The organism is Niallia sp. MER 6, assembly GCF_023714395.1.
In the GTDB taxonomy this organism is placed as follows: domain Bacteria; phylum Bacillota; class Bacilli; order Bacillales; family Cytobacillaceae; genus Niallia.
The window spans coordinates 1-11,995 of the sequence record NZ_JAMAUK010000035.1; the positions used below are offsets into that span (position 1 = coordinate 1).

The 11,995-nt window shown below is 34.7% G+C and carries 12 protein-coding genes and 2 pseudogenes; 2 read left to right on the plus strand and 12 right to left on the minus strand.

The genetic code is table 11. The annotated features are described in order from the left end of the window. From M3600_RS24770 to M3600_RS24780, 3 genes are all read right to left on the minus strand, one after another. On the minus strand, positions 1-364 hold a 364-nt coding region (locus M3600_RS24770; RefSeq protein ID WP_251647956.1), incomplete at its 3' end, for an IS110 family transposase. A 235-nt stretch (positions 365-599) separates the two neighbouring features. Continuing rightward, the gene (locus M3600_RS24775) at positions 600-1,442 is read right to left on the minus strand and encodes a metallophosphoesterase family protein (protein WP_251647957.1); all 843 of its coding nucleotides are present in this window, start codon (positions 1,440-1,442) and stop codon (positions 600-602) included. Positions 1,443-1,890: 448 nt separating this feature from the next. Further along, complete coding sequence (locus tag M3600_RS24780; protein WP_251647958.1) at positions 1,891-2,403, minus strand: phosphoribosylanthranilate isomerase; 513 nt, start codon at positions 2,401-2,403, stop codon at positions 1,891-1,893. A 70-nt stretch (positions 2,404-2,473) separates the two neighbouring features. Between M3600_RS24780 and M3600_RS24785 the strand changes: the two are divergent. After that, a pseudogene (locus M3600_RS24785) lies at positions 2,474-2,566 on the plus strand (DinB family protein); the annotation flags it as partial. A 32-nt stretch (positions 2,567-2,598) separates the two neighbouring features. On the opposite strand, the pseudogene M3600_RS29440 reads toward M3600_RS24785, so the two are convergent. From M3600_RS29440 to M3600_RS24800, 4 genes and pseudogenes are all read right to left on the minus strand, one after another. After that, positions 2,599-2,661, minus strand: a pseudogene (locus M3600_RS29440) (DUF4260 domain-containing protein); the annotation flags it as partial. A gap of 345 nt (positions 2,662-3,006) precedes the next feature. Further along, a protein-coding gene (locus tag M3600_RS24790; RefSeq protein WP_396953845.1) for an IS3 family transposase occupies positions 3,007-4,130 on the minus strand; the annotation gives its coding sequence in 2 pieces (ribosomal slippage) (positions 3,007-3,884 and positions 3,884-4,130; 1,125 coding nt in all). Positions 4,131-4,205: 75 nt separating this feature from the next. Then, a complete protein-coding gene (locus tag M3600_RS29445) occupies positions 4,206-4,577 on the minus strand; it encodes a DUF6366 family protein (RefSeq protein WP_396953846.1) in 372 nt (123 codons plus the stop codon). A 582-nt stretch (positions 4,578-5,159) separates the two neighbouring features. Next, positions 5,160-6,455 carry an IS110 family RNA-guided transposase gene (locus M3600_RS24800; protein ID WP_251647960.1) on the minus strand — a complete coding sequence of 432 codons (1,296 nt, stop codon included), beginning with the start codon at positions 6,453-6,455 and terminating at the stop codon, positions 5,160-5,162. Between the two features lie 178 nt (positions 6,456-6,633). Between M3600_RS24800 and M3600_RS24805 the strand changes: the two genes are divergently transcribed. Then, the gene (locus M3600_RS24805) at positions 6,634-6,912 is read left to right on the plus strand and encodes an aldo/keto reductase (RefSeq protein WP_251647961.1); all 279 of its coding nucleotides are present in this window, start codon (positions 6,634-6,636) and stop codon (positions 6,910-6,912) included. Between the two features lie 300 nt (positions 6,913-7,212). On the opposite strand, the gene M3600_RS29450 is transcribed toward M3600_RS24805, so the two are convergent. The 5 genes from M3600_RS29450 to M3600_RS24825 form a co-directional block, all read right to left on the minus strand. Next, positions 7,213-7,302, minus strand: coding sequence for an IS3 family transposase (locus M3600_RS29450; RefSeq protein WP_127742305.1), 90 nt, complete (start codon positions 7,300-7,302; stop codon positions 7,213-7,215). A 120-nt stretch (positions 7,303-7,422) separates the two neighbouring features. Then, on the minus strand, positions 7,423-7,683 hold the full coding sequence (locus M3600_RS24810; protein ID WP_311315970.1) for a transposase: 261 nt from the start codon (positions 7,681-7,683) through the stop codon (positions 7,423-7,425). An 856-nt stretch (positions 7,684-8,539) separates the two neighbouring features. After that, positions 8,540-10,183 (minus strand): FAD-dependent oxidoreductase, encoded by a 1,644-nt coding sequence (locus M3600_RS24815; RefSeq protein ID WP_251647963.1) that lies wholly within the window; start codon positions 10,181-10,183, stop codon positions 8,540-8,542. A gap of 58 nt (positions 10,184-10,241) precedes the next feature. Next, positions 10,242-11,540: an arsenic transporter gene (locus tag M3600_RS24820; RefSeq protein ID WP_251647964.1), complete on the minus strand. Its 1,299-nt coding sequence runs from the start codon at positions 11,538-11,540 to the stop codon at positions 10,242-10,244. A 14-nt stretch (positions 11,541-11,554) separates the two neighbouring features. Beyond that, entirely contained in the window at positions 11,555-11,902 is a 348-nt protein-coding gene (locus M3600_RS24825) for an ArsR/SmtB family transcription factor (protein ID WP_237944273.1), read from the minus strand. Positions 11,903-11,995 lie beyond the last annotated feature (93 nt).

Below are 11,995 nucleotides of genomic sequence, written 5' to 3' on the forward strand. Positions count from 1 at the left end.
TTACATCATTTTTTGTTGGAGAGTTATCGTCTAACTCCTTACTATGCTTGACGTGTAATGGGTTGACCGTAACGAACTTAATCTGTTCCTCCTTTAGAATATGAGCTAAATTAAGCCAATAATGGCCCGTTGGCTCCATTCCAGTAATGACAGACTCCATTTCGCAAGACTCTTTTATTTGATTAATCCAATTAATAAATGTCCTAAATCCTTCTTGAGTATTTTCAAAAAAGCAAGTAGATCCAAGCTCTATTCCACGATAATCCTGTGCTCTAGCTACGTGATGATGTTTGGCAATATCAATTCCAATCACTAAGGTTTTAGGTGTAATTTGAGCTATTTTATGATTTTGGTTATAATTCATGATGAGACCTCCGAATAGATATTTTGTCCCTTTTAGCTGGCTGGCTCAGGACACATTTATCTTATCAAGAGGTCTTTTTTCTTTCAAACCGCATTTTCACTTATTACAGGAATGCTGCCATGTTTGTGACACAAAAGATGATTCTCTTCATTTATTATGCTACCAGGATTATTTCTTAAATAAAGAAAAAAGTTCCCAAATGAGAACCTTATCTTTACTCTTAAAACTCTTTTAATCACCAATAATTCTTTTTAAAAAATTTTATTATTTCATTTTTATAACCAAATTTATCAATAATTTGTTGCAGTAATTCAATTTCATGGGAATGAGTTTTTCCTGTCTCGAGCATTTCTCGATATAAGTCAATAAAAGGAAGGTTTTTACTAACAGCATTGTTTAGTTCCTTTTCAACATCATAGAAAACTTTTTTAAACCTCACTTCAGCAATCCCTGCCTCATCAATTTCAAGAATTGCATATTGAGCACGCAAGTCAGACTGTAACTTGTTCCATATGAAAAAAGGCTGGCCAATGGTTCCTGGGTTAATAATCAATTGATCATTGCTACTATAGCGTAACAATTGGTGATGAGTATGAGCATAAATCGCAATATCATAATCATACTCAAATAATTGATCAAAACTTTTCTGATTATTAGTTGGCCATAAATCTCCTCCATAATTTTTATTTTGTAGATTATGACTAATACTGATTGAGAGATTATTAACTTGTTTTGTTAGTTGTAAAGGTAAATTCTTAATATGGTTAATATAGTTTTCGTTCAGATTTTCACACTGATATTGAACTAACCTAGAAACATAGATATCAGTAGCATTATTAAAATCAATATTTTTATTCAGTACATCAAGGAAACTGTCTTCCCAGTTTCCTTTAACATAAGCAGATACTTTAATATCATTTAAAATTTCGAATAATTCATTCGTTCCAGGACCAGGCATGATTAAATCTCCCAAAAACCAATAGTCAGTAACACCTTCTTGGATTGAATCTTCTATAACTGATTTTAAAGCAGTAGAATTTCCATGGACATCTGCTAATAAAGCAATTTTATGTTTCATGTATTAATAAGTCCTCCCCCTTGATATTGACCAGTACAAAACAAAGTAGAATGCACATTCTGAAATCTTATCATAAAATGGCATATTTTGGAGTGATAAAGTGACTGATATGAAAATTACGATAAAGCTCCATTAGAATATATGGTCACCAACAAATATTTCTCAACTACTATACTTTAAGAAGATTCATTAGTTTGTGAAATAGTGTACTTAAAGTAAACTGCCCTTTTACTTCCACAAGCTATTTTTCATTTATTACAGGAATGCTGCCCTGTTTCTGCCATAAGCCAGTTTTTTATTTATTACAGGAATGCTGCCATATTGTGACACAAGAATAGTACTTTTCAATTAGAATAAGATGTGGCCACTTTGTTGAATATAAAAATAGCTGTCTAACCAGAGCTCAAAGATATTAAGTAAAACATTCGATTAACTCTATTTAGATTTATTATAATTTTTGGTTTTCCAATATCATTCGTTTTAAATAATCTATTTTTTCTATATCTTTATTATTATTGTTATCTGCTCGGTAACTATCCTTGGATGAAGATTCGTAAACACTTAAGTATTGATCATGATTTAGTAAATAATATTTTATCTCTCCCATTTGGTGCATTTCTAACTCCTCTAATAGTATTCCTGCGAAACTTGGTAAAGTGTCTATAATACCAAATTCAACTGATAATCCCTCTTTAGAAAACTCGTGTTCATGCAAATCAATTAAGCTATATTCTATTGAATTCATAATGTTTACTATATTATTCCAATTATAAATATTTAATTCGGGCGGGACTTCCCATCCCCGTTTATTACCTGGTACATGAATATCTAAGTCTTTTGCATCCCAACTCTTTCCCGTAACGACTTCTAAACCAACTGAACCCATTAACAAGGGAATAATTTCAATATCATTTAGCATTTTTGCAATTTTAATAAACTCATTAAACTTATTATTATCCATTTAATCCTCCGTTTTACCTTTAGTCAAAGGAGATAAGGTATCTCACTATTACATTGAAGTTCTTTTACCGATTGCTGTTCATGAAGTACATCATATAGGTCAATTATCAATTTGGGCAAGAGAGCTTGGAAAAGAACCAATTACTGCATCCTTTGAAAAGTAAAAGTAACATAATGCTAAAAGTATAGGTGATATGATACTATGTCTCAAATTATAAATAATCGCACCTATTTTGTTATTAACTACATAACCAATCATGGAGTTAATATATAATATTACTCCTATCCATTAGGGATACTCTACTTATTCAACTCTTTAGGGATACTTTGGTTGTGATCTTTGAAAACCCCATATATTAATAATTATTGAAATACACAGTGTCATTAAATGTCATTCCAAAATGGCTATATTCTATATTAACATTATTTATTTCTTCATTATAAATGACACTAACCCCATAAATTTCATCATCTTTTGAAACAGTTTCATCATCTAATGAAGTACCTGCTTTTATAAACACCTCATCTATGTTAGTAAAACCATATGCTTTCGCTTCCTCACTCTTATAATCCTCTGGAATGTCAACACCAAACTGGACAACTTTTATAAGGCTTGTCTCTTGAATTCTACTGGCGTTAAGTAACCGAGTGTTCCATGAATTCGAATATGGTTAAACCAATGAACATAATCATTTAATTCCAGTTTTAGCTGTTCAAGAGAAGTAAAATGGGCTCCATTTGCGAATTCCGTTTTGAAGACTTTGAACATGGCTTCGGCGACGGCGTTATCGTATGGACATCCCTTTGTACTCAAAGATCTTTGAATCCCAAATGTTTCTAAAGCCTCGGAAAGTAGTTTATTATCAAACTCTTTTCCTCGGTCTGTATGAAACATTTGAATGTTATGCAAGTTACCTTTAATGCTTGCCAAAGCTTTATATACCAGGTCAGCTGTCTTATTTGGACCAGCACTATGGCCAATAATTTCTCGGTTGAAAAGATCGACAAATAAGCATACGTAATGCCATTTTTTCTCGACACGGACGTATGTTAAATCACTTACAACTACTGTTAATGCTTCTTCTTGGTTAAACTGACGTTGTAACTCGTTTCGGGTAGGAGCTTCATTACTGGATTGTTTATATGGCTTGTATTGTGCCACCGTATAATTCGATACCAAGCTTAGTTGTTTCATAATCCGACCGATTCGACGACGAGAAACGATCCAGTTTTGCTTCTTTAACTCTACTTTGAGTTTGCGGGTACCATAGTTACAACGACTTCCCTTAAAAATGCGTTGAATTTCATTGGAAAGCTCCACTTCTTCTCTTTCATGGGCTTCTTTTTCGCACAAATTGGCTTGATAGTAGTAACTACTTTTGGGTATATGGAGGACGTTACACATTGCTGATACTGAATATTTGTGTGTGTTATTTCGAATCACATTTATTTTCGTCCCATGATCAGCGCAGCTTGCTTTAAAATGTCATTCTCCATCATTAAGCGTTGGTTTTCTTTGCGCAATCTCATTAATTCATTCTCTTCCTCTGTACGATTATCTTTCGCAGAAAAGGATCCAGTTTCTTGATGATTTTTAATCCAACGATCTAATGCGGATGGTGTGATTTCATACTCTCGGCAGATATCCGCACGGGACTTTCCATTTTCATATAGCTTTACTAATTGAAGTTTAAATTCAGCTGTAAAAGTTCTACGTTGGCGCGGCATTGTACCAAGCTCCTTTGGGTTAGTATGTTTAGTGTACTAGCCCTTATAAATTCTGTCCAACTTAGTGTAGCCGATTCACTCTGTTAAGACAAAACCTTGTAATGAATTACTTACTTGTAATTTCGTTTCTAAAGGCTTTTCATTGTTATTTACAGAAACATCTAATATTTTCACATCACGAAAACCATTGTTAGCTATTCCAACTACAACTGATTTATTATCTTCATTTGAAGCAATTGTACCAATCTCCAAAGGTGGATTAAATTTCAATAAAAAATATATAGCACCAATAATTATTACGAGAATAAGCATTCCAGTAACTTTCCAATTTAACCCGCCCGCTAAATCTGCAAGAGTGCTCCCGTGAATACTACTAGATGGATTTTTTAATTCTTGTTGTCTCATTTTTTCTCTTTTCACTTCAGGAGAATCTTTGTCATTTCGCATTTTATCACCCCTTCTAATCTAATCATTCATTTAACTTATTAAAGTTTATGTTAAGTTTTAACCCTCTTATTATCTACGAATGGCTATGTTAATGGTTTCATAAGAATTCTTAATCAACTAAACGGCCATTTTCTTCCATAAGCTGTTTTTTCAGCTATTACAGGAATGCTCCCTCAATAAACAAACACTTATCTCTTAATTACGCAGTTTTTCTCAATATTTCTAACCAACTCATATAACTTTGTAGATTAAGTTAGTGTGAAAAGATTAAAAATAAGCAGTTTACGAAGAAAATGAGCGCAAGAAACTAGCCAACCTTCGGTTTATTTCAAAAAGTTGGATAAATAGGTATGTACGCACCAATGGATGTCCACATCTCTTACGGGGGTCTACCCTCCCAAGTCTCACAGAGTCTACGCTCCTACATTCCTTCGTTCAACCTTTCCATAAGGTGGATGTCGGTCATGCTGCCATACAGGATCATATCTTGTCCTTACGTTAGTTCCGTTGCCGACTAATCCCATGCTGATTTTGTCTGTTCATCTGTTCAATTCTAGTTGTTAAAAGTTAGTTTTATACTGATTAAGCTGCTATTGGTTCTTGGATAAATGCATGCATATGAGGGATGTCCTTCAACATCTTCTCCTCTTGAAACACAAACTGTTTCTTACCAATAGAGAAGAGTATGCGGATGAGCTTATTACACAAAGCAATTAAAGACTGCATCTTTTTCAACGGATTATCAGGTCTCGTTGTGTAGTAATGATGTAGGGCTTTAAAGGCTTTGTTCTTGGCTACTAGAATCATAGATGCCCGGAATAACAATGCTCGTAATTTCTTTCGACCACGTTTGGTTATTCTGGTCCTCCCTTTATGCTTACCTGATGTATTTTCTTTTAAGCTAAGCCCTGCCAGTTTGGTTATCTGGCGAGGATGATTGTATTCACTCAAATCGCCTACTTCAGCGAAGAAACCCGCCACTGTATCCCGGCCTATACCTGTTATGTCTAACATTTGATCAACACCTGGAATATCTTGAAGTAGTGTATCCAGGGTTTGGTCAAGCTCTTCGAACTTGGCTTGAATAAGTTCATATTTTTGAACTAATGTTCTTAATTCCATTCTAGCCATCATGGAACCTTGACGAATGCCAATCGAGCGATTGGCGGCTTCTTTCAAAGCACAAATCTTCTTTATTCCTATACTTCTTTTCACTGCTTGCCTTAGATAATCCAATAATTCTTCCTCTGTATATTCGCTAAGTTCGTGTGGTAGCGCTTCTAGTTTTAATAAGTGAAGAGCTGCCTTCCCTTCCCAACTTTTGAATACCGTAAAGAACTCTGGAAAAAATCTATCAATCCAATTGTGCATCTGTCCTTGTACAATCTGTAAGTCAACAGTTAATAGATCACGTAATTTCTTAGCCACACGCAGTTCCGCGAAAACCCCTTGTGGAATAGTTGGTTCGGCGTATCTACCATCTTTGACTAGTTGCGCAATGACTTTTGCATCTTTTACATCATTCTTTGTTGGGGAGTTATCGTCTAACTCCTTACTGTGCTTAACATGTAGAGGATTAACCGTCACAAACTTAATCTGTTCCTCTTTTAAAATATGAGCTAAATTAAGCCAATAATGGCCTGTAGGCTCCATGCCAGTAATGACAGACTCCATTCCGCTCGTCTCTTTTATTTGATTAATCCACTTAATAAATGTCCTAAATCCTTCTTGTGTATTATCAAAAAAGCAAGTAGAACCTAGCTCCATTCCACGATAATCCTGTGCTCTAGCTACATGATGATGTTTCGCGATATCAATTCCAATTACTAAAGTCTTAGGTGTAATTTGAGCTATTTTATGATTTTGGTTATAATTCATAGTGAGACCTCCGAGTAGATGTTTTGTCCTTTTAGCGCGCTAGCTTTGGACATATTTATCTTATCAAGAGGTCTTTTTTCATTCAAATCGCATTTTAAGTTATTACAGGAATGCTGCCATGTTTCTACCATAAGCAATCTTTTCATTTATTACAGGAATGCTGCCACTATAGTGCCATATGAAATTTAAACAAAAGGGCAATAATCCTTATAGGATCATAGCCTCCATTAAATATGGTGAGGGAAAAACCTCACAAGCTATTGATAAAATGCTTGCAAGATTAGATTTAGAATATATTGATTTGCTTTTATTACATCAGCAGTTTGGTGACTATATAGGTGCGTGGAAGGATATGGAGAAAGCAGTGGCTGAAGGCAAGGTAAAGGCTATCGGTTTGAGTAATTTTGAGTCTGACCGCTTGGAAGAATTATGTGAAGTCGCTACGATTAATGAATAATTTTCATTCTTATTATTGACCTAAAGAATTTATTTATTCGCTTTTTAGGAGGCAACCCTCTATGATATTGCATTAACTATTAGTGAAAATGAAATTAACAGTTTCAATTCAATCTTCTTTTTACAGTCCGATTATTGAATTTCTAAGTAAATAACAACATTGGAGGAGGTTTATGCTTAAAAGAGAGATAGTTTTTTATCAATCTAACGAGTTTGGAATATCAACACCAAACTGGACAACTTTTATAAGGCCTGTCTCTTTGAATTCTACTGGCGTTAAGTAACCGAGTGTTCCATAAATTCAAATATAGTTAAACCAATGAAGATAATCATTCCATTCCAGTTTTAGTTGTTCAAGAGAAGTAAAATGGGCTCTATTTGCGAATTCCATTTTGAAGAATGCATATGCGGTATGTCCTTTAACATCTTTTCCTCCTGAAATACAAATTGCTTCTTCCCAAAAAAGAGAATCCGTATCTATTTATTACACAAAACAATTACAGACTGCATCTCATTTCAACCGATTATCAGGTCTCGTTGTGTAGTAATGATACTGGGCTTTAAATGCTTTATTCTTGGCTACTAAAAACATGGATGCTCTAACTCGAAACAGTAGTGCTCTTAGTTTCTTTCGGCCACGTTTCGTAATTTTGGTTCTCCCTCTATGCTTTACTGAAATATTTTCTTTTAAATTTAGTGCCTCCAATTTGATTATTTGAAGAAGATGATTATATTCACTCAAATTGCCAACATAAGCGAAGAAACCCTCCAATGTATCGTGTCCAATGCCTACTGTTTTTTTCTAACATTTGTTCATCGCCTGGAATATATTGAAGTAGTGTATCCAGGTTTGGTCAAGCTCTTAGAACACGGCTTGAATGAGTTTATTTAGCCATCATGGCACACCGTCGGATGCCAATCGTGCGATTGGCTGTTTCTTTTAAAGCTTGAATCTTCTTAATCCCTATACTGCGTTTCACTGCTTGCCTAAGGTATTTTATTAATTCTTCTTCTGTATATCTAACTATATCTAACCAATTCTTCTGGTAATGCTTCAAGCTTAATAAATGAAGAACTGCCTTCCCCTCCCAACTTTTAAAAATGGTAAAGAACTCTGGAAAGTATCGACATTTCACTTGTGTACCTGGCCTTGCACAATTTGTACGTCCAAATTTAATAGATCACGTAATTTCTTAACCGCAGTTCCGCAAAACTCCTTGTGGTATCGATGGTTAGGCATATCTACCATCTTTGACTAGTTGTGCATTGACTTTTGCTGTTGGAGAGTTATCACCTAACTTCTTACTGTGCTTGACGTGGTAAAGGGTTGACCGTTACGAACTTAATCAGAATATGAGTTAAATTAAGCCAATAATGGCCTGTAGGCTCCATTCAAGTAATAATAGAATAGACTCCATTTCTCATGATTAATTTATTGATTAGCCCAAATAATAGAAGTACTAAATCCTTCAAGATTACTATCAAAAAAACAAGTAGAACCTAACTCTAGCTACTTGATAATGTTTGACAAATTTAATACCAATCACTAAGGTTTTAGGTATAATTTGAGCTATTTTATGAACGAGAAAAAAGACCCCAGGTAAACCTAGAATCTTTTGATCGTTTAATTATTTGTTCTTTATATAATTTTGATAATTCTTATTACCACCAGAAAGATTATAGATATCGTGAAACCCTAAGTTGCGCATAACATTTTGTGCAGCATTGCCAGTTACTCCACCATTACAGTAAGTTACTGTTGGCAAATTGGGATCAAGTTCTTTACATTTATCACGCAATTGACCTAATGGTATATTTATTGCCGTCGCCACTTTTGATACATTATATTGTTTTGGTGCCCGTGTATCTATAACTTGAAATACTTCTCCCTTTTCTATTCTCTCTGTTAGTTCCTTCGGTGTAATTAGCTTATTTTTCTTTTCAATAGCATTTTGCAAAGCCATTCCAGTGTACATTACTGGATCTTTTGTTGTACTGAATGGTGGTGCGTAGGCAAGATCTAGATGGAATAAGTCTTCTGCTTTTGCCTTAAACGTCAGAGCTGTTACAAAGACATCAATTCGTTTATCGACTCCTTCTTCCCCTACTATTTGTACACCTAAAACCCTGCCAGTTTCTCTATCTGCAATTGCCTTAATGACTATTTCTTTTCCGCCAAGGTACTCTGCTCTTGCTGGTTTAATATTATGAAGTATTTCAATATCATAGCCTTCTTCTAAAGCTTCCACTTCATTCATACCTGTTTGACCAACAGCTAAATCGAATACACGTAGTATACCAGTGCCTAAAATACCTCGATGTTCTAAAGAGCCACCTGTTATTACATCTCCAGCTATTCTTCCCATTTTATTAGCTGTACTTCCCAATGGACGATAGATAGGTTTTCCTGTAATTACAGAGTAACTTTCAGCAACATCACCAACAGCGTATACATCAGGAAGGTTAGTTTGCATTTTAGTGTTAACTGCGATTGCACCAGTAGCACCAATTTCTACTCCGATATCCTTAGCCAATTGAGTGTTTGGACGAACCCCTGTTGCTAATATCACAATATCCGTTTCAATTGATTTTCCTGATTTAGTTTGTACTTCTTTCTTACTTATAGCAGTTACTTCATCATTTAAGATGAGGTTTACTCCTTTTTTCACTAAATGTTCTTCCACGCGAAAAGCCATATCCTTATCAAGGTGAGCCATTACATGATTACTACGTTGAACTATTGTGACATCTAAGCCCCGATGAGTTAGTTGCTCAGCCATTTCCAAACCAATATATCCAGCTCCAATTATTGTTGCTTTCTTTGGCTGATTTGTTTTCATATATTGATCAATGGCTGCTGTATTTTGCATCGTACGAACCTGGAAAACATGCTCACTTTCAATGCCATTAATATCAGGAGTTATTGGAGAAGCTCCTGTTGCAAAAACTAGTACATCGTATGTGTCTTCTTTTATTTCATTTGTATCTAAGTTCTTAACTTGAACTTTCTTCATCTTTGCATCAATGGAAGTTACTTCGTGACGAGTAAAGATATCTACGTTATAACGCTTTTTAAACCAAGCTGCACTTCTCGGGGTTAATGTTTCCAACTCATCTACTTCTCCACCTAGAAAATAAGGAATACCGCATATGGAATAAGAAATGTCGTAGTCCGCATTATATAGAGTGATTTCTGCATTTTCATCGTTCCTACGTGCTTTTGCCGCTACAGATGTTCCTGCTGCTACAGATCCGATAATAAGTACTTTCATGATTAATCCTCCAAAATTAGTATCAATATTCTTTGTGTAATTAACTATCCCTTTTCAATTATGAAAGTATAGAAAGCCACAGATATAAGCCGATTAGAGTTATCAAAAGAGTTGGAATAGTTAAGACAATACCTGTTTTAAAATAAGTCCCCCATGATATTTTTACGCCTTTTTGAGATAAAACATGAAGCCATAACAATGTTGCTAATGAACCGATTGGTGTAATCTTAGGACCTAAATCTGAACCAATAACATTCGCATAAATTAACCCTTCTTTTATTACTCCAGTAGCACTTGTATCTGCAATTGCTAAAGCATCAATAAGTACCGTTGGCATATTATTCATAATGGAAGATATAATAGCCGCGATGAATCCCATACCCAAAGTTCCTACAAACAACCCTTGATCCGCAGCTTCTTGAATAACACTCGAAAGCAGGTCAGTTAAACCAACATTACGTAATCCATAAATTACGACATACATCCCAATTGAGAAAAATACAATTGCCCATGGAGCTCCATTCACTACTTTCTTAATAGATACCGCAGAGCTTCTTCTTGCAAATACAAGGAAAATAATCGCAATTACACCAGCGATGAGTGAGACTGGAATCGACAGGAATTCGCTCACGAAATAGCCAACAAGCAAGACTGCTAAAATCAACCAGGATAAACGAAACATTTTTAGATCTTTAATTGCATCTTTTGGTACTTTTAATTGGTTTAAATCATAAACCTTTGGAATTCTTTTACGGAAGTATAAATACAACACAAGGATACTCGCTAATAAAGAAAAAATATTAGGAACAATCATTCGGGATGCATACTCTACAAATCCTATATTAAAGAAATCAGCTGAGACTATGTTCACCAAATTACTTACTACTAAAGGTAAAGATGTAGTATCGGCAATAAAACCACTTGCAATGATAAACGGAAAAACCATTTTCTCGTCTAACTTTAACGCCCTAACCATCGCTAAAACGATTGGTGTTAAAATTAGTGCTGCCCCATCATTTGCGAAAAACGCTGCAACAATAGCCCCTAAAATAGCAACGTAAACAAACATCTTTAAACCGTTACCACCAGCCGCTCTTGCCATATGTAAAGCTGCCCATTCAAAAAAACCAATTTCATCTAAGATTAATGAAATAATAATGATAGCAACAAATGCCAGTGTTGCATTCCATACAATACCCGTAACGTCAACGACATCATTGAAATCAACAACACCAACTAGAAGAGCTAATATAGCCCCGCCACATGCTGACCAACCAATTGAAAGATTTTTCGGTTGCCAGATAACTAATGTCAGTGTTATTAAAAAGATAATTATAGCTAATAAAGTATGTAGCAAAGTTTTAACCTCCGTCAATTACATATAATTCTCAATCCATTTTTCTCTAGCCAAACAAACTTATCTCGTTCACTCGGTACATGTTTTAAAATATCTTTTGTCAGTAAGTAATATTCACTTTCTGTATTTAGAGAATAGACTACCCATTGCCCTTTTCTTTGTTCTTTTACAATCCCAATATCCCTTAACTTTCTAAGATGCTGACTGATTGCAGGTTGGGACATTTGAAAAATTTCAACAAATTCACATACACAGCATTCTTGTTCAGCTAACATGTTCACCATGGATAATCTGGTTTTATCCCCTAAAAGTTTTAGCACAATTGCAGTCTCTTTTAAGTCTTGAGATTTGTCCTCTTTCATAATGATTACGACCACCTTTCATAGGTTAATTTACCATATAATTATATGCTTATATATTAATGAAGGAAAAGGGTAAATGTCAATACTAATTAC

Bases quoted from the DNA above. Each gene is read 5' to 3' on its own strand.
- M3600_RS24775 (WP_251647957.1), bottom strand. From the start codon at position 1,442: ATGAAACATAAAATTGCTTTATTAGCAGATGTCCATGGAAATTCTACT.
- M3600_RS24780 (WP_251647958.1), bottom strand. From the start codon at position 2,403: ATGGATAATAATAAGTTTAATGAGTTTATTAAAATTGCAAAAATGCTA.
- M3600_RS29445 (WP_396953846.1), bottom strand. From the start codon at position 4,577: ATGCGAAATGACAAAGATTCTCCTGAAGTGAAAAGAGAAAAAATGAGA.
- M3600_RS24800 (WP_251647960.1), bottom strand. From the start codon at position 6,455: ATGAATTATAACCAAAATCATAAAATAGCTCAAATTACACCTAAGACT.
- M3600_RS24805 (WP_251647961.1), top strand. From the start codon at position 6,634: ATGAAATTTAAACAAAAGGGCAATAATCCTTATAGGATCATAGCCTCC.
- M3600_RS29450 (WP_127742305.1), bottom strand. From the start codon at position 7,302: ATGGAATTCGCAAATAGAGCCCATTTTACTTCTCTTGAACAACTAAAA.
- M3600_RS24815 (WP_251647963.1), bottom strand. From the start codon at position 10,183: ATGAAAGTACTTATTATCGGATCTGTAGCAGCAGGAACATCTGTAGCG.
- M3600_RS24825 (WP_237944273.1), bottom strand. From the start codon at position 11,902: ATGAAAGAGGACAAATCTCAAGACTTAAAAGAGACTGCAATTGTGCTA.